We start from the raw sequence: 19486 nt of genomic DNA, 5'->3' as shown, positions 1-19486 counted from the left end.
TGCTCACCCCGTATGTACTGACTGTGCCCGGTGCCGCGCGCGCTCGTTGCGAGGAAGTGCGCGCCCCCGTGGCTCCCGTTCATGCCGAGGCTACGTGACGGGTCGGACACCGGCCCCGGTCAGGTCGCCATGGGGGCGCTCCCGGAAGACGAAGGCCGCCAGTACCCCGCCGATCAGCCCGAACAGATGCCCCTGCCAGCTGATCCCGTTGTCGGACGGCAGCGCGCCCCACAGGATCGAGCCGTAGAGCGCGCCGATGACCAGGCCGATGCCGATGTCCAGGAGGCTGCGTTCGATGAAGCCGCGCACCAGCAGATAGCCGAAGAGGCCGAAGACGACACCGGAGGCGCCCGCGGTGTTGCTGTCGGGCGCGGCGGTGAACCATACGCCCAGCCCGCTGGCGAGGATGATCAGCAGGACGACCGCGAGCAGCCGGCGCACCCCGCTGCGCAGCGCGGCGACGAAGCCGAGCAGCAGCAACGGCAGGGTGTTCGCGGCGAGATGGGCGAAGCCGAAGTGCAGGAAGGCGGCGGGCACCACATCGAGCAGCTCGGCGGGCTCGCGCGGCTGGATGCCGAAGGTGTCCAGGGTGCCGCCGGTGGCGATGTCGACGCCCTCCAGCAGCCAGAGCAGCGCGACCCAGCCCAGCATCAGGCAGATCGCGGGCTTCGCGCGTGATGTCATCTCCGGCCGTCCCTTCTCGTCCCCCGGTGGGGCGGCCCTCGGCGGGGCTGCGCGAGGGGCGCACAGGTAAGAACGGCCGTGACGGGGTCCGTGGTTCCGCCGGATAGGCTCGATGCGTGGAGCCGCCGCACAACGACACCAGCAAGCAGGACCCCGGCCGACGCCGTCCGTGGGTCGTGGGGATCTCCGGCGCGTCCGGGACGCCGTATGCCGCGTCCGTATTGCGCGGGCTGCTCGCCGCCGGGGAGGCGGTGGATCTGATCGTGAGCCGGGCGTCGCGGCTGACCCTGCTGGACGAGACCGGCATTGCGTTCCGGGATGCTCATTGGCGCGCTGACCTGCGGGAATGGCTGGCGCGCGGAGCCGATGGCAAGCCGTCGACGTTTCCGGTGACGGAGGCGGATCTGGCGGATGTGCGGTATTGGCCGGCCGGGGATCTGGCGGCCGGGCCCTCGTCGGGCTCGTATCCGGTGCAGGGGATGCTGATCGTCCCGGCGAGCACGGCGTGTGTGGCCGGGGTGGCGCTCGGTCTCTCGAAGGATCTGCTGCAGCGGGTGGCGAGCGTGACGCTCAAGGAGCGGCGCCGGCTGGTGGTCACGGTGCGCGAGACCCCGTTGAACGGTCCGACGCTGAAGCATCTGGTGACGCTGGACGAGGCGGGCGCCGTGGTGCTGCCCGCCTCACCGGCGTTCTATGCGGGGGCGACGCATATCCAGGATCTGGTGGACTTCGTCGCCGGCCGGGTGCTCGATGCGGCAGGGGTGCCGCACGGGCTGTACCGGCGTTGGGAGGGGGAGTTGCGGGGCGGCTCCAAGGATGCGGAGGAGGCCCCGGACGCTCGCTAGTGCTTCTTGGCTGCGGCGGTGCGGCCGAAGAGGCGGCGGGTCCGCGGTGCCGCGGCCCGGTGGGCACGTGAACGATTGGCCTGGTCCTGCAGCTCGCGCATGCGGGCGTAGGCCATCTCGATCGAGTACACGGTGACAGCTCCTGTGAGATCGTCTTTGATCGAAAGATTCGCAGGGTCGAAACCCTGTATGCCTTAGATTCTACATGCAGAACCCGAAAATGCGTAAAGATTGGAAGGCTTGAGGGCATGGACGCGGTGGATAGGCAGCTCATCCAGGCACTTCGCGAGAACGGCCGGGCCTCGTATGCGGAGCTCGGCCGGCTCGTCGGCCTCTCCGGGCCCAGCGTCACGGACCGGATCAACCGCCTCGAAGCGGCCGGTGTGATCACTGGTTACCGCGCGACGGTCGACGCCGCCTCGCTCGGTCTCGGCGTCACCGCACTGGTCGGCATCTCGCTGTCGGACGCGGCCGACCACGAGGACGTCGCGCGCCGGCTGCGCGACCTCGAAGAGATCGAGGACTGCTGGTTCATCGCCGGCGACGACTCGTACATGCTCAAGGTGCGGGTGGGCGACGTGGACGGCCTGGAGCGCACCATCCGGCGGCTGTCCGGCACCAGGGGCGTCTCCCGTACGCGCACCACGATCGTGCTCTCCACCAAGTGGGAGAACCGCGTCGGCGAACTGCCCGAACAGGCCGAGTAGGCCACCGGGCACCTGCGGCACGCGGGAGCGGACGGGCGCGCCAAGGGGGCCCCGTCCGCCTCTACTACGGGGGAGTACGCTCGACGAAGCCCGTTTCCGGCACCGAAACGGCACCGATACGGCAGAGACTGGGAGGCGACCGGATGGCTGCGTCGATGGATGTGGGCCTCAAGCGTGAGCTGGAGGCGAAGGTCCACGCCGGGGAGCGGCTGACCCGCGAGGACGGCATCGCCCTCTACGAGTCCGACGACCTGGCATGGCTGGGCGGTCTCGCCCATGAGGTGCGCACGCGCAAGAACGGCGACGTCGTCCACTTCAACGTCAACCGTCACCTCAACATGACGAATGTGTGCACCGCGTCGTGCGCCTACTGCTCCTTCCAGCGCAAGCCGGGCGAGAAGGACGCGTACACGATGCGCATCGAGGAGGCCGTCCGCCTCGCCAAGGCGATGGAGGGCGACAACCTCACCGAGCTGCACATCGTCAACGGGCTGCACCCGACCCTGCCGTGGCGCTACTACCCGCGCTCCCTCAAGGCCCTCAAGGAAGCCCTCCCGGAGGTCTCCCTCAAGGCCTTCACGGCCACCGAGATCCACCACTTCGAGACCATCTCGGGCCTTTCCGCCTCCGAGATCCTCGACGAGCTGATCGACGCCGGCCTGGAATCGCTGACCGGCGGCGGCGCCGAGATCTTCGACTGGGAGGTCCGGCAGCACATCGTCGACCACCGCACCCACTGGGAGGACTGGTCGCGGATCCACCGCCTCGCCCACGAGAAGGGCCTCAAGACCCCCTCGACGATGCTGTACGGGCACATCGAGGAGCCGCGCCACCGCGTCGACCACGTTCTGCGGCTGCGTGAGCTCCAGGACGAGACCGGCGGCTTCCAGGTCTTCATCCCGCTGCGCTACCAGCACGACTTCGTGGACATGCAGGACGGCAAGGTCCGCAACAAGCTCCAGGCCCGCACGACGATGGCGACCGGCGCCGAGGCCCTGAAGACCTTCGCGGTCTCACGTCTCCTCTTCGACAACGTCCCGCACATCAAGTGCTTCTGGGTCATGCACGGCCTGCAGACCACCCAGCTCGCCCTGCAGCACGGCGCGGACGACATGGACGGCTCGGTCGTCGAGTACAAGATCACGCACGACGCGGACAACTACGGCACGCCCAACAAGATGACCCGCGAGGACCTGCTCGACCTGATCCGCGACGCCGGCTTCCGCCCCGTCGAGCGCAACACCCGCTACGAGGCCATCCGCGAGTACCCGGGCCCCGACGCCGAGCGCCGCGAATCCCCCCAGCCGATGCGCGTCTGACCTGCTCGGGGGCGCTGTCGGCGGCGAGAGTTAGGGTCCGGGTCATGCACGTGCGTTTTGACCTGGACCCTTCCGTCACCCCCGAACTCCGCGACGGGATATGCGCGTTGTGGGCCGATGTCTCCAACGCCGGCGGGGCGGTCGGCTTCCTCCCGCCGGTGTCGCCGGAGCAGATCCGCCCGGATCTGCTCACGCATCTGACGGCCATGGCCGAGGGCCGCAGCCGCCTGATGGTCGGCCGTGACGCGGACGGCCGGGTCCTGGCCACGGCGTTCCTCACCTTCAACGGCCACCGTCTGATGACGCACTGGCTGTGGGTCTACACGGTCATGGTCCACCCCTCCCTCCAGGGGCAGGGCGCCGGCCGCCGGCTGATGGCCGCGGTCGCCGAGGCCGCCAGCGGCTTCGACGGCGTCACCGCCCTGCGCCTCACCTGCCGCGGCGGCACGGGTGTGCACCGCTTCTACGAGGCCTGCGGCTACAAGGAGGTCGGCCGCGTCCCCGGCGCGATCAAGCTGGCCGACGACGACTTCCGCGATGACGTCACGATGTGGCTGGAGCTGGGCTGACCGGCAGGCCGACGGGGCGGGGACGACGGGCGCGGGCCGGGCCGGGCGGTCTGGGGCGGATCCGCGGCGGGGGCCGCGAAGATCGCCCGAAGCGCTGTGCTTGACTGGATGCAGACCCTTTAGGTTGCCGTTGAGGAGAAGGTCCCATCCGTGAGTAGCCACAACTTCGCCACGCTCCGCTACACCACCCTTCGCATCGGCCTCTTCGTTGCCTCGCTCGCCGTGGTGTGGGCGCTGGCGTATGTCCACGTCATCCCGCTCGCCGTCGGCGCCTCCAACGCCGTCTGGCTGCTGCTGCTCGCCATCGTGATCTCCGCGCCGCTCAGCTTCGTGCTGCTGCGCAAGCAGCGGGACGCGATGTCCGAGCAGATCGTCGCCAAGGTCGACCGGCAGCGCGAGCGCCTCGCGGCCAACGCCGGCCAGGAGGACGGGCTGTCGTAAAGGCCTGGACCTTTATGTAAGACGCCTCACACCCGCTTCGTCACGACAGGCGCCCGGCGCCATGGACTCCGCTCCATGGCCGGGCGCCTGTCGTGTTGTTGACGGGTGGTCCGGTGCGCGGACCCCTCGGGAACTCAAAGATTTTCTTTGGGTTCCTCAAAGTTCAAGTGTTAACGTACTTGGCATGAAGACAGCAGCCGCGCCCCCGTCCCCCATGAGCACTCCGCTCGTGGCGCGCCTGCACGTCGATCTCTGCCGCTGTATGTCCGCGGCCTGTTGCCGCCGCTGACCTCTCTCCTCAGCGGCCGGAGATCTTCTCCCTCACCCTCCGGGCGGGAGAGGCCCCCCTTCGCGTCTGCTCCGCAGCCGCTCACCTTCCTGGCGCTTCTTTCCGCCGCCCCGACGTCTCACCTGTCCCCGGAGTGTGTCCGTTGTCCACGTCTGCCGAGACCGCCGAGTCCTCACCGGCTCCCCAGCCCCCCAAGTCCTCCCGCATACCCAAGGTCCCGTTCTGGGCGCAGATCCTGACCGGCCTCGCCCTGGGCGTGCTGCTCGGCTGGATCGCCAAGAGCGGTGACATCGGCTGGCTCACCACCACGCTGCAGCACATCGGCGACCTCTTCGTCCAGCTGCTGAAGCTCGCCGTGGCCCCGCTGGTCTTCTTCGCGATCCTGGTGTCGATCACCAATCTGCGGCAGGTCAACAACGCCGCCCGGCTCGCCAGCCGCACCCTGCTGTGGTTCATGGCCACCTCGCTGATCGCCGTCGCGATCGGCCTGGCGATCGGCCTGCTCACCAACCCGGGCGCGGGCACCGGCCTGACCCCCAAGGATGGCAAGCTCCCCGACCACGCCGGCTCCTGGATCGACTTCCTGACCGGCATCGTCCCCACCGACATCATCACGCCGTTCACCGAGCTCAACGTCCTGCAGATCGTCTTCATGGCGGCCGTGGCCGGTATCGCGGCTCTCCAGCTCGGCGAGAAGGCCGAGCCGGTCCTCGCGATCAGCCGCTCGGTCCTCGAACTGCTCCAGAAGGCCCTGTGGTGGGTCATCCGCCTCGCCCCGATCGGCACCGTCGGCCTCATCGGCAACGCCATCGCGACGTACGGCTGGAACCTGATCGGCAAGTACGCGACCTTCACCGTCGACATCTACGTCGGCTGCGCCCTGGTGCTGTTCGGCGTCTACCCGCTGCTGCTGTCGACCGTCGCCAAGGTCAACCCGCTGCAGTTCTTCCGCGGCGCCTGGCCCGCCATCCAGCTGGCCTTCGTCTCCCGCTCGTCGGTCGGCACCATGCCGGTCACCCAGCAGGTCACCCAGCGTCTCGGCGTGCCGCGCGAGTACGCCTCCTTCGCGGTGCCGTTCGGCTCGACGACCAAGATGGACGGCTGCGCCTCGATCTACCCGGCGATCGCCGCGATCTTCATCGCCCAGATCTTCGACGTCCACCTCGGCATCGGCGACTACCTCCTGATCGCCTTCGTCTCCGTCATCGGCTCCGCCGCCACCGCCGGACTGACCGGCGCGACGGTGATGCTGACACTGACCCTCTCCACGCTGGGCCTGCCCCTGGAGGGCGTCGGTCTGCTGATGGCCATCGACCCGATCCTGGACATGATGCGTACGGCCACCAACGTGGCCGGCCAGTCGGTCATCCCGATCCTGGTGTCCGCCAAGGAGAAGATCCTGGACCGCGACGCGTACAACGGCGCCACGAGCATCAGCCTGGACGCGGCCACTGCTGACGACGCGGCGGAGAAGGTCCCCGCGGCGGCTGCTGCCTGATGCGAGCTACGCCCACGGATGAGCCCCGACCTTCGTCACAAGGCCGGGGCTTTCCCATGCGACCTGCGGGGGCGTGATCGGTGAGTCAACCGTGCCTGCTCGACGGTGATGTCCTCTGCGGTGCGAGGGATCAACGGTGGGGCGGCTTGTACCGGTCGATGCCACGGTGCACCATCAGCAGCGTTTCTGACGGGAGGACCAGCTAGGCGCTCCGCGCGCTGGTCGGGCCCACGCGGCTGAGCCGCATACGGACAGCGCCCTCGCGCCCCGTACGGAGCGCGAGGGCACTGGTCAGGTGGTCAGCACTTCGGCATGTGGACCACGGACTCGAAGTGCTGCGCTTCCGCCCAGATGGGACTCGGGCCCGCGTCAGCGATCTTGTACCACCCGGTTGTGGACAGGCAGATGACCGGGGCGCTCTCGCCCTTCCGTATGCCACTGCCCGCCTTCGGGGAATGGGTGGTGGCCTCCTTGTAGGTCTGGGCATGCTCGTGGGCGTGCACCCAGATCTTCCCCTGCGCCTCGGGGGCCTGGGCCTGGCCGGCCGCGTGGGCCACCGGCGACAGCACCGCCGCCAGCGCGAACCCCGCGCCGGCCACTGCCGCGCTCCGCGCGAACTTCCTCATGGTCATACTCCTTGAAGGTCCGAAGGTCATCGGTGGGGACACAGGTGGTTGTTCGCGGGCCGGTTGTCCCCCCGGGCACCGTGATCACCTGCGCCCTCCACTCTGTTGCGCCGCCGGATCTTGGGACATCGACCACCGGAATGATCAAGGATCCTTCGCAGGGTGTAGATCGCCGAGACCGTCTCCTCCGTAAGGCCTAGCCAGGTGTGTGCTGCTTGAGGTGACCGCACTGTGCAGTCGTCTGCGTGGGTGGCGACTCTGTGCGGTCGTGGTCGTGTCCGGCGTACATGGGTTGGCCGCCATGGCGTGCTCTGGTTGATCGCGCGCGATGAGGGGAGCTGGTTCGGGCACGGCGGTTTGACGCTGCTCAGGGTTCGGAAGAGGGGTTCACGTCGGTGGGGCACCTCTGTGTCCCGGGTCCGGAAGGCGTCGGCCGGGTCCCGGGGAGCGGCCCGCGCCGTGAGTAACTCCGGTGCTGCTGCCGCTCTCTCCCCCTCCTCCCCTCAGCCCTCTCCCCGGCCCTTCGTCGCTCCCGTATGGCGCAGGACCGCCGTGGCGAGCGGTTCCAGTACGGCGGGCGGCAGCGCATGCGCCATCCCCGGGATCTCGACGAGGGACGCGCCGTGGACGCACTGCGCGAGGTGTTGGGGGTGCGGCGGCGGGAAGACCGGCTCGGCCGGCGCGCTGACCACGAGCGCCGGCACCTCGTTCTTGGCGAGCCGGTCCGTGCGGAGCATCCCGTCGTGCTCCGCACGGCCGTGCGCGGTGCTCGTCCGGTAGTGCCCCGTGTGCTCGATGACGCGCTGTTCAAGAGCACGGAAAGAGTCGGTGTCGAAGGGAAGTTGGTCACCGGCGAGTACCCGCCAGTGTTCGATCCGGCGCTGTACCTCGGCCGCCGCACCGTGATCCTCGACCGGGCGGGCCCACAGCTCCAGGACCTCGGGCGCGATCCCCGGCAGCTCGTCCACCGGGACCGTGCGGCCGTCGGGGCGGGTGTACGGGGTGCTGCTGAGGGCGCTGGTGCCGATGAGAGTGGCGCTGAGCAGTCGGTCGGGGTGGTCGGCGAGCACCATCTGGGCCAGCATGCCGCCCAATGACATGCCGACGATATGAGCCCGGTCGACACCCAGCCCGTCCAGGACCGCGATCACGTCATCGGCGAGATCGGCGATCCGGTACGGCTGCTCGTCGAAAGGCCAGGTCGAGCGGCCGGTGTCGCGGTGGTCGTAGCGGATGACCCGGTGGTGCGCGGCCAGCGCGTCGACCAGTGGTTCCGGCCAGCCGACGCCGCTCGCCTGGGCACCCGTGATCAGCAGCAAGGGGGCCGCATCGGCGGCACCGCGCTGCTCCGTCCACAGGCGGATGCCGGGGGCGGCTTCGATGAACTGCTGCACGGTGCTGTCCTCCAGGGGGAGTGGGGCACAGCCATCGCTCCGATGGCATGGCGAGACGTATCGTCTCGCCATGGCGCGAACGTGTCGAGGGAGGGAAGGCGGAGGAGAAGCGAAGATCGTAAACTTACTTTGCAGTAAAGGGGCGGGATGGAGGGACATTCAGGGTGGGAGCTGTGAAGAGCAAGCGGGTGCCGCGTGCTGTCCGGGAGCGGCAGATGCTGGACGCCGCGGTGCTGACGTTCGCACGGCGTGGTTATGCAACGGCCTCGATGGATGAGATCGCCGAGGCGGCCGGGGTCTCCAAGCCGCTGGTCTATCTCTACCTGAATTCGAAGGAAGACCTGTTCAGCACGGTGATCCGGCGGGAGTCGGAGGCGCTGGTGGCGGCCGTGACGGGCGCCGTGGAGCCCGGGGGGACGGCCGACCGGCAGCTGTGGAGCGGTCTGAAGGGGTTCTTCGCGCACACCGCCGAGCATCCGGACGGCTGGGCCGTACTCCATCAGCAGGCACGGACACACGGTGAGCCGTTCGCGCGCGAAGCGGCCGCGATGCGGGCGGAGATCGTCGCATTCGTCACGGAGTTGATCGGTGCAGCCGCAAAGGAAGCGGGCTGCGCCGGCGAACTGGCCGAACGGGAGGTCGCCGGGCTCTCCCATGCCCTGGTCGGTGCGGCCGAGTCGCTCGCCGAGTGGGCCAATGTCCGTACGGACGAAGGGGCTTCGGGTGAGCGCGAACATCCGTCGGCGAAGGACACGGCGGCCACGATGATGAACTTCGTCTGGGCGGGCCTCGGCCGGCTGATGGGTGGCGAACGCTGGGCGCCCGGCGGACTCGACGGCCAGGAGGGCCCGTCCGGCGTCAGGGGGTGACGCGGACCGGCGGACGGCCGGCGGATCAGGGCCGTGGCGGGATGTCCGTCGTCAGATTTCCGCAGACGTGGAGCCGGGGCCGTGCGGTGCCGGCCGGTGTGCCCCGGAGCGTGAAGGTGGCGCCGGTGCCGTCCGCCGCGTCCTGCTGGGTGTAGGTCACGGTGGTGGGCAGCAGGGCCGGGGCGCGGAAGGCGGCGGTGATGCGTACGGGGGCGGTGCCGGGGGGCAGGGCCTCGGCGGTGCAGCGGGCGAATGTCCACATGCCGTGGGCGAGGGCGCGCGGGAAGCCGAGCGGGCGGGCGGTGAGCGGGTGGAGGTGGATCGGGTTGTAGTCGCCGGACACCGCGGCATGCCGACGGCCGAGGCCGGCGGGCAGCTGCCACACGGCGCGGCGGAGGGGCGACCCGTCCTCCGGGGGCGACCCGTCCTCCGGGGACGGCGCACCGTCGGGTGGCGGGGTGCCGGCGTACAGCGGATCGTCGTCCGGCGGCGGTGCGTGGGCCGGTGGCGGCCGGTCGTCCGGCGGCGGCGTCGGCGCTCCTTCCGCGCCGTCCGGCAGCGGCGTGGCCGCCTCCGCCCCTCCCGGCCCCCCGTGTCGCGCTAGATAGCTGCTCCGGTCCGTCCACACCAGCCGCCCCGCGCGCCTGGCCTCGGTCACCATCACGACTTCCGTGCCACGGCGATGGGCCCGCAACTCCCCCGCAAATACCGTGAGTTCGAGCCGGTCGTCGAGGTGAAGCGGCGCATACTGCTCGATCTCGATCGCGGTGTGGACGAGCCCGAGCAGTGGCAGCGGGAAGGCGCGCGCGCTCATCAGCCGGGCAGCGAGCGGGAAGCCGAGTATGTGCGGGTAGGTGACCGGCAGCGGGCCGGTGTCCGGGAAGCCGCAGACCCTGGCGTACGCGGCGGCCCTGGCCGGATCGATCCGTGCGGTGGGCAGGACGAGGCGGGTGGCCGGCAGGGCGGCGTCCGGATGCGGACGCTTGCCGATCCCGGTCAGCACCCCTTTGCCCAGTACGGGCATCAGCCGGGGCGCCCGGCGCAGCCGCACAGTTGCCGTGGGGGCGTCGCTCATCTCAGGCCCCGGCGGGCTCGGGCAGCGGCGTGGGCCGCGGCAGACCGGGACGGCTGGGGAGGAGACGGGCGAAGAGGCCGGCGGCGGGGCGGCCGGGCCCGGAATTGCTGCGACGAAGGGAGCGATCGGGCATTGGCCAACTCCTGGTCCTGGCGTAGTTTTACTTCGAAGTAAGGTTACTGTTCGGTCAGGAGCTGGGTCGAGGATGTGTTCCACGGATTCCCCTGCCTGGGGCGAGCCGTCCGCCGCCGGTCGCCATCGCCGCCCCCGTGCTGCCGTAACTCACCCGGCTCCGGCGGGTGTTCGGACCCCGCGACGCCGACGCCACGATGACGGCCGGTAGTTCGACGCTATCGAGAGGCCGGGTCGGGCTTCGTCTGCCGCTGCCCGGTGGGGGCCGGCTCCTCATCCCTGCGTGCCGTCGCGCGCCTTCCGGGCCCCGGGGCCGCGCGGGGTCCGCCGTTGCCGCGGGCCGCGAAGACGACGCACCGGCCCCCTTCCCCACCAACCTTCCCCACCCTTCTCCCGCCAGGTGCCCGCCCGGTGCGGGCGGCCCTGGCCCATGGCCGGGCCACCCGCCCTCAGTTCCGGCCTGCGGGCGGTCCCCACACGTCCCCACATGTCACACGTCCCCACCGCCCCCCGCACGAGTCCCGTCAGCAGCCCGGCGGCACCCCCGCACCCGCACCCGCACCCGCACCCGCACCCCCGGTCCCCCTCCCCACCCGCACCCCCGTCCCCTCCCCGCACTCCACAGGAGAAACGAGGACCCGCTCGTGTCCAACCAGGAAAGTGCAGCCACCGCATCACCCGCCGGCCCTGACGACGCCCCCGCCGGCTCCACCCCGGACCCCGCCCCCGCCCTCGTGGAGCCACAGAAGACCCTGGTGGGCGGCACCGTCCGCGAGGTCTACGTCCCCCCGATGGCCCCGCCCGTACACAGCGGTTCGCTCGGCGACATCCCCTTCCACAACGCCGCCGAGGCTCCCGCCGAGGTCGTCCTGGCACGTAAGCAACCCAGCGGCACCTGGCGCGACATCACCGCGGCGGAGTTCGCCGTCGAGGTACGCGCGGTCGCCAAGGGCCTGATCGCATGCGGCCTCCGCCCCGGCGACCGGCTCGCGATCATGGCCCGTACGACCTACGAGTGGACCCTCATCGACTTCGCCGCCTGGGCGGCCGGCCTGGTCACCGTCCCGATCTACCCCACGTCCTCCGCCCGCCAGGCGCAGTGGATCCTGCACGACTCCCGTGCCCGCGCCTGCGTCGTGGAGAACGTCGAGGAGACCCGCCTGATCAGCGGCCTGCGCGGCGAACTCCCCGGCCTTGATCACCTCTGGCAGTTCAACACCGGCGCCGTCTCCCAACTCGTCGCCGAAGGCCGCGGCCTGCCAAATTCGGTGGTGGAAGAGCGCCGTGCCGCCACGGGCCCCTACGACCTCGCCACCCTCATCTACACCTCCGGCACCACCGGCCGCCCCAAGGGCTGCGCCCTCACCCACGCCAACTTCTTCGCCGAGGTCGACAACTCCATCGAACTCCTCCACCCCGTCTTCAAGTCGGTCAGCGAGGAGCCCGCCTCCACCCTCCTCTTCCTGCCCCTCTCGCACGTCTTCGGCCGGATGGTCGCCGTCGGCTGTCTGCGCGCCCGGGTCCGCCTCGGCCACGCCCCCAGCATCCAGACCGACGACCTGCTCGCCGACCTGGCGGGCTTCCGGCCGACGTTCCTCCTCGGCATCCCGTACGTCCTGGAGAAGGTCTACAACACGGGCCGCGCCACCGCGGAGAAGATGGGCCGCGCCGCCTCCTTCGACCGCGCGGCCCGCATCGCCCGCTCCTACGGCGAGGCGGTGGAAGCCAAGGAGCACGGAACGGGCTCCGGCCCCGGCGTCGCCCTCAAGGCCGCCCGCAAGTTCTACGACCCGCTCGTCTACCGCCGTATCCGCGCCGCCCTCGGCGGCAAGGTCCGCTACATCCTCAGCGGCGGCTCGCCCCTCGGCCACCGCCTCGCCGCCTTCTACACGGGCGCCGGCATCGAGATCTTCGAGGGCTACGGCCTCACGGAGACGACGGCCGCGACGACCGTCACCCCACCCCTGCGCCCCCGTATCGGCACGGTCGGCTGGCCGCTGCCCGGCAGCGCCGTACGCATCGCCGACGACGGGGAGATCCTGGTCCAGGGCGGCCATGTCTTCTCCGGCTACTGGGACGCGGCCCTCGGCGCGGCCCGTCCCGTCACCGAGCAGGGCTGGCTCGCCACCGGCGACCTCGGTGCCCTCGACGCGGACGGCTACCTCACGATCACCGGCCGCAAGAAGGAGATCCTCGTGACCACGGGCGGCAAGAACGTCGCCCCCGCCCCCCTGGAGGACCGCCTCCGCTCCCACCCCCTCGTCGGCCAGTGCCTGGTCGTCGGCGACAACCGCCCCTACATCACCGCCCTGATCACCCTGGAGCCGGACGGTCTCGCCCACTGGTGCCAGATGAACAAGAAGCAGAATCTGCCGCTGGAGCGGCTGGCCCACGACGAACGCCTGCTCGCCGACCTCCAGCGCGCCGTCGACGACGCCAACGAACTGGTCTCCCGCGCCGAGTCCATCCGCCGCTTCGCCGTCCTCCCGGTGGACTTCACCGAGGAAACCGGACATCTGACCCCGTCCTTGAAGCTCCGCCGGGCCGCCGTCGTCCGCGACTTCGCCAAGGACATAGCGGGCCTTTACGAAAGCAGGTGACCCCAGCTCTGGAGCCGGAGCCCTCGGCGCGTCAGACTGGAACCCCGTGTCACCTCTGTGGGGGAGGTGGCACGGGGTTTGACGTGCGCTGTCGCGGTGCTACGTCCCGGCGATCTCGCACCAGACGGTCTTGCGGTCGCCTCCCCGCAGCACCACGCCCCACCGCAGCGAGACGGCATCCAGCAGCGCCATGCCCCGCCCGCGCTCGTCGTCGCCGGTGGCCCGCAGCAGTACGGGCAGCGCCCGCGGGTCGGGGTCGGTGACCTCCACCCGGGTCCGGCCGCCGGCCGTGCCGCTGATGTGGACGACGACGGGGGTGCCCTCCCCGACGTGCCGGATCACATTGCCGAGTATTTCGCTGACGCAGAGCTGGACCTCCTCGCACGGGCCGCCCAGGTGCTCGCGCACGGTGCGCCGGAGCACGGGCACTTCCTTGGGTAAGGCGAGCAGCTCCAGCGTGAGCGGCCCGGACGACGTACTCACCGCGCGGCCGCCTTACGGAGCACCTCGGCCAGCTTGCGGGCGGTGGCCGTATTGCAGTTACCGAGCGCGACGAGCGGGACCGCATAACTGCCGGCGAACCCCGGCAGATCGACCCCGAGGGACGGCAGCGTGATCCCGTTGTCCTTGAGCGCGCTGCGCAGCAGCTCGGTGCAGTCGTGCACGTCGTCGTGGTGGAGGGGGCTGGACATGGGCGTACGCCTTCCTGTGCGCATGGTGACGAAGTGCTCACAGCGTGACGTCACTCGGCGTAGCGTGGAAGGGGATCGGACTCCACCTCGCGGATCGTGGAACGGTGAACCATGCCTGCACGCAAGGACGTTGACGGATCGATGGGCGTCCCCGCCTTTTACGGCGCAGAGTTGCGCTGGAAACGGGAAGCAGCCGGCCGCACTCTCCAGGAGACCGTTGAGGGCAGCTTCTTCGCGCAGAGCTACCTGAGCGAAATCGAGCGCGGGACGCGACGCATGCCCTTGGAGCTGGCCCGCCATGTGGACCGGGTGCTGGAGACCGATGGATTCTTCGAGCGGCGGTGTGAGGACGTGCGGAAGGCGCGGCGGGGTGCACATGCCGAGTACTTCGCGCCGATTGTGGAGGCGGAGACGCGGGCCCGGGGCATCGAGCGGTGGAGCAATGCGCTCATCCCCGGCCTGCTGCAGACCGAGGCGTACACGCGAGCGGTCATCCACTCCACGCATCCGCTCGATCTACCGGAGGAGGTCGACGCGAAGGTCCGGGCTAGATTGCAGCTGGCCAAGCTCTTCGACGCCCCGAGGAAGCTGGAGTATTGGCTCATCTTGCACGAGTCTCTGGTGCGGGGCCGGAATCCGCTCCTGCCGCCACTGGAGATGGCCGAACAGCTCGACCAGATCGTCGGCTTGGTACGGCGGCGGCGCGTCTTTCCACAGATCCTGCCGTGTAATGCCCCGACTCGTCCTTTCATGGAACTGTCGCTCATGTTCATGGAGTTCGACGACGAGCCGCCGCTGATGTACACGGAGGGTCCCTACCACGGCCAGACCATCGACGATCCGGCCCTCGTGAAGCAGTACCGCAAGGCATACGATCGGCTCAGGGCCGCCGCACTGCCACCGGAGGCGTCCCTCGCCATCATCGAAGAAGCGGCTGAGGACTACCGAAATGGCCAGCAGAACCCTTGACTTGAGTGCCGCGTGTTGGCGGAAGAGTAGCTACAGCAATGGTGACGGCGGCGAATGCCTGGAGGTCGCCGAAGGGTTCCGCGGCGCCGCCAACTGGCGCAAGAGCAGTCATAGCAATGGCGACGGCGGTAACTGCGTCGAAGTCGCCGACGACGTCCCCGGCCTCGTCCCCGTCCGGGACTCCAAGGCACCCGAGGGGCCGGTCCTCGTCCTCGCGGCCGGCGCCTGGAGCCGCTTCGTGACGGCGGTCAAGGGCGACTCCCTCGGCGGCTGAGGGTCTGCGCAGAGGTATCGCCCTGCTTCACCGCGCCGGGGGCCTTCTCACTGCGGGGGCAGGGCCACAGCCGTCTGCATCTCGCACGAATTGCACCAGAACGCCCACCCGTTGGCGTCAACGGACCGCGACCCGCACGCAAGGCACGGGTCGCCCACAAAACTGGCCGCCACCCACGCCCCGGCCGTCGCCGCCCGGCGCCCCGCGGTGGTGCACTCGTCCGCGTAACACGGGATGCACAACCCGCCCTGCTGGCCGGGCAGTTTCATCGACCGTATGCCGCAGGTGGAACACGGCAGCCGGCCCACGTACTGCGCGTCCAGGCCGACCGGCTTGCCGTTCCTGTTGAAGGCCGCCATGCCTGCCTTCGCCTCCTCTACGCCAGGACGGTGCCGGTGCCACCGCAACCGGAGCACTGTGTGGTGACCTTGTCGCCCATCGGCGTCTCCCACTCCACGGTGCCTCTGCCGCCACAGTCGGGGCAGGGCTTCTGTGGGGGCATGTCCTCGCTCATCTTGCCCAAGATAGGCCGTGCCATGTTGCCATGTGAGCACTTTCCGTGATCACTTCGTCACGAACGTCAACCCGGCAGCGCAGGCAGCGTCCGGCCTCGCGTCTCGGCCCTCCCGATCGCCGTCCGGCAGCATCCGCGGCGAGCGCCGCCGCGAAGCGGTCCCGGACACAAGCCGTACGGGCCGGGGCACCCGGCAGCGGGCTCGCACGGGCGCGCCGGGCCGGTATTCCGTTGCCCGCCGGCCCGCCCGGCCCGGCGTCACGATGACACGCGGACCTGCGCGCTCAATGCCCCGGCAATTCCGTATTGCGCCCGCCATTCGGGTGTGTCGGGCGCTTGAAGGTGAATGTTCATGCAGTTGCCATTCGCCCCGGGCAAACAAAAGGCAGGAGCCCCGCTCGCCACCGGAGTGGCGGAGCAGGGCTCCTTGGGTACTGCTTTGGTGCGACCTGGAATTATTCCGGGCCGGGCAACTTAGACCGGCGTAACGTTCTCCGCCTGCGGACCCTTCGGGCCCTGCGTAACGTCGAAGTTCACCTGCTGGTTCTCCTCCAGGGAGCGGAAACCAGAGGCGTTGATCGCCGAGTAGTGGACGAAGACATCCGGGCCGCCGCCGTCCTGGGCGATGAAGCCGAAGCCCTTTTCAGCGTTGAACCACTTGACGGTTCCGGTAGCCATAAGCCCTCCTTGGGCCAAAGGGTTGCCCTGCTCCAGAACCTGCAAAGAAGTCTGAAACTACAAGAGCCTGCGGGGTCACATGCTCCGCAGGCTCTGTACTGCAAGGGAAACCAAACTGCAACTTGCGCTGAGCGTAGCATGTGCTGCTCCTGAGGCGGAAGAGCCAAAGATCACGTTTAACCGACCGCACTAACGTCCATACGCCGCCCCGCCGCGCTGCCCCATGGGAGACAGGTCTAGCCTCCGCATGTGGACAATTCAACCTTCGGAGACGCACCCGCGGGAGCCGACGCCGGCCGCCGTCGCAGCCGGCCGCGAGTGGGCCACATCCAGTTCCTGAACTGCCTGCCCCTTTACTGGGGCCTCGCCCGTACGGGCACCCTGCTCGATCTGGACCTCACCAAGGACACGCCGGAGAAGCTCAGCGAGCAGCTGGTCCGCGGGGAGCTCGACATCGCGCCGATCACCCTCGTCGAATTCCTGCGCGCCGCCGACGACCTCGTCGCCTTCCCCGACCTCGCCGTCGGCTGCGACGGCCCGGTGATGTCCTGCGTGATCGTCTCGCAGAAGCCGCTGGACCAGCTCGACGGTGCCCGGGTCGCCCTCGGCTCCACCTCGCGTACGTCCGTACGGCTGGCCCAGCTGCTGCTGGCCGAGAAGATCGGCGTGCGGCCGGACTACTACACGTGCCCCCCGGACCTCGGCCTGATGATGCAGGAGGCGGACGCGGCGGTGCTGATCGGTGACGCCGCGCTGCGCGCCAATCTGCACGACGGGCCGCGGCTGGGCCTGGAGGTGCACGACCTCGGCCAGATGTGGAAGGAGTGGACGGGCCTGCCGTTCGTCTTCGCCGTCTGGGCGACCCGGCGCGACTACCTGGAGCGCGAGCCGGAGGTGGTGCAGAAGGTGCACGAGGCGTTCCTCGCCTCGCGCGATCTGTCGCTGGAGGAGGTCGCCAAGGTCGCCGAGCAGGCGGCCCGCTGGGAGACCTTCGACGAGCCGGTCCTGGAGCGGTACTTCACCACGCTCGACTTCCGCTTCGGGCCCGATCAGCTGGGCGGCGTCACGGAATTCGCCCGGCGGGTCGGGCCGACGACCGGGTTCCCGGCCGATGTGAAGGTGGCGCTGCTGGAGCGGCCGGCCGGCTAGCCGGCAGGTGGGCGGGGGGAAGGCCGGCGGCGCGGGCATGCCGGGCCGGTGCCGTGGCCCGGTGCCGTGGCCCGGGGCCTTCGGCCGGGTGCAGCGTTCCGGGAGCCCGGCGGGGCGCGGGTCATAAGCTGGGTGCGCCGTATCGAGGGGGAGGCGCCATGGAGTCGTTGACGGCGGATGATCCACGGGTCCTGGGCGGGTACCGGCTGCTGGGCCGGCTCGGCGCGGGCGGGATGGGCCGGGTCTATCTCGGGCGCAGCGCGGGCGGGCGTACCGTCGCCGTGAAGGTCGTCCATGCGCATTTCGCCGCGGACGACCAGTTCCGTGCGCGGTTCCGGCGGGAGATCGAGTCGGCGCGGCGGGTGGGCGGCGCCTGGACCGCGCCGGTGCTGGACGCCGACCCGGACGCGGCCGTTCCCTGGATCGCCACCGGCTATGCCGCGGGCCCCTCGCTCGCGCAGGCCGTCGCCGATCTCGGGCCGCTGGCCGAGCACTCCGTGCGGGCGCTGGGCGCCGGGCTGGCCGAGGCGCTGGCCGCGGTGCATGCGCTGGGGCTGGTGCACCGGGACGTCAAGCCGTCCAATGTGCTGCTGACGCTGGACGGGCCGCTGCTGATCGACTTCGGGATCGCGCGGGCCACGGAGGGCACCGCGTCGCTGACCTCGACCGGGGTCTCGGTGGGGTCGCCCGGCTATATGGCGCCCGAGCAGATCCTGGGCAAGGGGGCGGCGGGCGCGGCCGATGTCTTCTCGCTCGGTGCGGTGCTGGCTTTTGCGGCGACCGGCGTCAGCCCGTTCTCGGGTGAGTCGTCCGCCACGCTGCTCTACAAGGTCGTGCACGAGGAGCCCGAGCTGGCTTCCCCGCTCGCCGGTGAACTACGGGAGTTGGTGGCCGGCGCTCTCGCCAAGAACCCTGCGGACCGTCCCGCCCCTGAGGCGTTGGCGGCCCGTCTCGCGGGGGAGGGCAGCGGGGGCGCGGCGGGTCTGGTGCGGGCCGGGTGGCTGCCCGCTCCGCTGGTCGAGCGGGTCAGCCGGCAGGCGGTGGAGCTGCTGAATCTGGAGGCGGGGGAGGAGACGGAGGCCGGGGCTCCGGCCGGGACGGGCGCCGGTCCGGTGGGCGTGTCGCCCGGCGGGGCGTTCGGGCCGCCGGATCCCTCCTACGGGGTGGTGCCCGGGACGCCGGACCCGTCGTACGGGGCGGCGTCCGGGCTGGTGCCGTTCGACAGCGCGCTGCAGGCCGGGCCGCCCGGCCCGCCGTCGGGCACCTCCGGCCTGCCCGGCCTCCCCGGTCAGCCGCCCGGCCCCGCGCCGCGGCCGACGGCCTGGCCGGTGGCCGGCGGGGTGCCGTCCGCCGCAACGGCCGGCCACAGTCACCCCGCGACGGCCGGCCACGGTCACCCCGCGACGGCCGGCCATGGCCATCCCGCGACCGTCGGCAGCGGCCACCCCGCGGCAACCGGTCCGGACCGTCCGCCGGCCGCCCCCGGCCTCGCCGACCTGCCGACCGGGGCTCCGCCGGCCGCCCCGAAGGAGCGGCGGATCGCGCTGTCCGGCGCGGTCGGCGGCAAGGACCGGCCGCGGCGGATGAGCTGCACGCTGGTGCTGTCGGTGGCCGGTGCGCTCGCCGTCGCGACGACGGCCGGGTTCGTCTTCCGTCTGATGCCGGGCACGGGGGGTGACACGGACGGCGGGCCGCAGGCCGGCGCCAAGCCGCCGGCCGACCGCACCCCGACGGCCCGGCCCACCGGCCCGGGGGACGAGGGTGCCGGGTCCGTCACGGTGGCCAAGGCCTTCCTCGGCACCTGGACGGGCAGCGTCACGACGGTGCACGGCATCCCCAACGGCACGATCACCAGCGTCGTCGAGCCCGGCGGCAAGGGCGACTACGTTATCCACACCACGTACGACGCGGTGCTGGTGAAGTGCCAGGCCAAGGCGAAGCTGGAGTCGGCCACGGAGACGAGGCTGGTGCTGATGGAGCGGCCGGACGGCAAGCAGGGGCCCGGCTGCACGGGCAACAAGTCCCGTGTGACGTACACGCTCGGCAAGGACGGCACGCTCGGCTTCGCCTCGCAGGACGACGCGGGCGGCACGCCGAAGGCGACCCTGACGAAGCGTTGACGGGGCGCGGGGACGCGGCGCCGGACAGGCGCCGTCCGGCTG

At 70.6% G+C, this 19486-nt stretch carries 21 protein-coding genes; 12 read left to right on the top strand and 9 right to left on the bottom strand.

Translation table 11 applies throughout. From position 1 onward, the window contains the following. Positions 1–90: 90 nt before the first annotated feature. Entirely contained in the window at positions 91–684 is a 594-nt protein-coding gene (locus ACGFWI_RS15575; RefSeq protein ID WP_393906463.1) for a rhomboid family intramembrane serine protease, read from the bottom strand. A gap of 116 nt (positions 685–800) precedes the next feature. Between ACGFWI_RS15575 and ACGFWI_RS15570 the strand changes: the two genes are divergently transcribed. After that, positions 801–1529 (top strand): UbiX family flavin prenyltransferase, encoded by a 729-nt coding sequence (locus ACGFWI_RS15570; RefSeq protein WP_393906462.1) that lies wholly within the window; start codon positions 801–803, stop codon positions 1527–1529. On the opposite strand, the gene ACGFWI_RS15565 is transcribed toward ACGFWI_RS15570, so the two are convergent. Further along, positions 1526–1660: a hypothetical protein gene (locus tag ACGFWI_RS15565; RefSeq protein WP_393906461.1), complete on the bottom strand. Its 135-nt coding sequence runs from the start codon at positions 1658–1660 to the stop codon at positions 1526–1528. The genes ACGFWI_RS15570 and ACGFWI_RS15565 overlap by 4 nt on opposite strands. A gap of 117 nt (positions 1661–1777) precedes the next feature. Between ACGFWI_RS15565 and ACGFWI_RS15560 the strand changes: the two genes are divergently transcribed. The 5 genes from ACGFWI_RS15560 to ACGFWI_RS15540 all read left to right on the top strand — a co-directional run bounded on the left by ACGFWI_RS15560 (position 1778) and on the right by ACGFWI_RS15540 (position 6352). Then, entirely contained in the window at positions 1778–2236 is a 459-nt protein-coding gene (locus ACGFWI_RS15560) for an Lrp/AsnC family transcriptional regulator (RefSeq protein WP_393906460.1), read from the top strand. A 155-nt stretch (positions 2237–2391) separates the two neighbouring features. Continuing rightward, positions 2392–3555: an aminofutalosine synthase MqnE gene (mqnE, locus tag ACGFWI_RS15555; protein ID WP_393906530.1), complete on the top strand. Its 1164-nt coding sequence runs from the start codon at positions 2392–2394 to the stop codon at positions 3553–3555. Between the two features lie 44 nt (positions 3556–3599). Continuing rightward, positions 3600–4124, top strand: coding sequence for a GNAT family N-acetyltransferase (locus ACGFWI_RS15550; RefSeq protein WP_393906459.1), 525 nt, complete (start codon positions 3600–3602; stop codon positions 4122–4124). A gap of 150 nt (positions 4125–4274) precedes the next feature. Continuing rightward, entirely contained in the window at positions 4275–4565 is a 291-nt protein-coding gene (locus tag ACGFWI_RS15545; protein WP_393906458.1) for a DUF4229 domain-containing protein, read from the top strand. A gap of 431 nt (positions 4566–4996) precedes the next feature. After that, complete coding sequence (locus tag ACGFWI_RS15540) at positions 4997–6352, top strand: dicarboxylate/amino acid:cation symporter (protein WP_393906457.1); 1356 nt, start codon at positions 4997–4999, stop codon at positions 6350–6352. Between the two features lie 299 nt (positions 6353–6651). On the opposite strand, the gene ACGFWI_RS15535 is transcribed toward ACGFWI_RS15540, so the two are convergent. Both ACGFWI_RS15535 and ACGFWI_RS15530 read right to left on the bottom strand, forming a co-directional pair. Beyond that, a complete protein-coding gene (locus ACGFWI_RS15535) occupies positions 6652–6978 on the bottom strand; it encodes a hypothetical protein (protein ID WP_393906456.1) in 327 nt (108 codons plus the stop codon). 503 nt (positions 6979–7481) lie between these two features. Further along, positions 7482–8372 (bottom strand): alpha/beta fold hydrolase, encoded by an 891-nt coding sequence (locus ACGFWI_RS15530; RefSeq protein WP_393906455.1) that lies wholly within the window; start codon positions 8370–8372, stop codon positions 7482–7484. 164 nt (positions 8373–8536) lie between these two features. Here ACGFWI_RS15530 and ACGFWI_RS15525 point away from each other — a divergent pair, with 164 nt between their 5' ends. Beyond that, entirely contained in the window at positions 8537–9241 is a 705-nt protein-coding gene (locus tag ACGFWI_RS15525) for a TetR/AcrR family transcriptional regulator (RefSeq protein WP_393906454.1), read from the top strand. A gap of 25 nt (positions 9242–9266) precedes the next feature. Here ACGFWI_RS15525 and ACGFWI_RS15520 read toward each other — a convergent pair whose 3' ends face one another. Beyond that, on the bottom strand, positions 9267–10316 hold the full coding sequence (locus tag ACGFWI_RS15520) for a MaoC family dehydratase (RefSeq protein ID WP_393906453.1): 1050 nt from the start codon (positions 10314–10316) through the stop codon (positions 9267–9269). Between the two features lie 776 nt (positions 10317–11092). On the opposite strand from ACGFWI_RS15520, the gene ACGFWI_RS15515 reads away from it, so the two are divergent. After that, positions 11093–13048, top strand: coding sequence for an AMP-dependent synthetase/ligase (locus ACGFWI_RS15515; RefSeq protein ID WP_393906452.1), 1956 nt, complete (start codon positions 11093–11095; stop codon positions 13046–13048). A 99-nt stretch (positions 13049–13147) separates the two neighbouring features. Here the strand turns inward: ACGFWI_RS15515 and ACGFWI_RS15510 are convergent, their stop codons facing one another. Together ACGFWI_RS15510 and ACGFWI_RS15505 are read right to left on the bottom strand one after the other, a co-directional pair. Then, on the bottom strand, positions 13148–13531 hold the full coding sequence (locus ACGFWI_RS15510; RefSeq protein WP_393906451.1) for an ATP-binding protein: 384 nt from the start codon (positions 13529–13531) through the stop codon (positions 13148–13150). Then, complete coding sequence (locus tag ACGFWI_RS15505; RefSeq protein WP_393906450.1) at positions 13528–13740, bottom strand: hypothetical protein; 213 nt, start codon at positions 13738–13740, stop codon at positions 13528–13530. Before ACGFWI_RS15505 ends, ACGFWI_RS15510 begins: the two co-directional genes overlap by 4 nt. Positions 13741–13851: 111 nt before the next feature. On the opposite strand from ACGFWI_RS15505, the gene ACGFWI_RS15500 reads away from it, so the two are divergent. Together ACGFWI_RS15500 and ACGFWI_RS15495 are read left to right on the top strand one after the other, a co-directional pair. Then, positions 13852–14709 (top strand): helix-turn-helix domain-containing protein, encoded by an 858-nt coding sequence (locus tag ACGFWI_RS15500; RefSeq protein ID WP_393906449.1) that lies wholly within the window; start codon positions 13852–13854, stop codon positions 14707–14709. Then, positions 14690–14983, top strand: a complete 294-nt coding sequence (locus ACGFWI_RS15495; protein ID WP_393906448.1) for a DUF397 domain-containing protein — start codon at positions 14690–14692, stop codon at positions 14981–14983. The genes ACGFWI_RS15500 and ACGFWI_RS15495 overlap by 20 nt, the downstream gene beginning before the upstream one ends. A 376-nt stretch (positions 14984–15359) precedes the next feature. On the opposite strand, the gene ACGFWI_RS15490 is transcribed toward ACGFWI_RS15495, so the two are convergent. Both ACGFWI_RS15490 and ACGFWI_RS15485 read right to left on the bottom strand, forming a co-directional pair. Beyond that, positions 15360–15497 carry a hypothetical protein gene (locus ACGFWI_RS15490; protein ID WP_393906447.1) on the bottom strand — a complete coding sequence of 46 codons (138 nt, stop codon included), beginning with the start codon at positions 15495–15497 and terminating at the stop codon, positions 15360–15362. A 474-nt stretch (positions 15498–15971) separates the two neighbouring features. Beyond that, a complete protein-coding gene (locus ACGFWI_RS15485; RefSeq protein ID WP_003984261.1) occupies positions 15972–16175 on the bottom strand; it encodes a cold-shock protein in 204 nt (67 codons plus the stop codon). Positions 16176–16424: 249 nt separating this feature from the next. On the opposite strand from ACGFWI_RS15485, the gene ACGFWI_RS15480 reads away from it, so the two are divergent. After that, positions 16425–17324, top strand: a complete 900-nt coding sequence (locus ACGFWI_RS15480; RefSeq protein ID WP_393906446.1) for a menaquinone biosynthetic enzyme MqnA/MqnD family protein — start codon at positions 16425–16427, stop codon at positions 17322–17324. 158 nt (positions 17325–17482) lie between these two features. After that, entirely contained in the window at positions 17483–19444 is a 1962-nt protein-coding gene (locus tag ACGFWI_RS15475) for a protein kinase (RefSeq protein WP_393906445.1), read from the top strand. The last annotated feature ends 42 nt before the right edge of the window (positions 19445–19486 follow it).

This window comes from Streptomyces sp. NPDC048434 (genome assembly GCF_043200375.1).
Taxonomy (GTDB): domain Bacteria; phylum Actinomycetota; class Actinomycetes; order Streptomycetales; family Streptomycetaceae; genus Streptomyces.
This window is presented reverse-complemented; position numbering and strand designations above follow the sequence as displayed.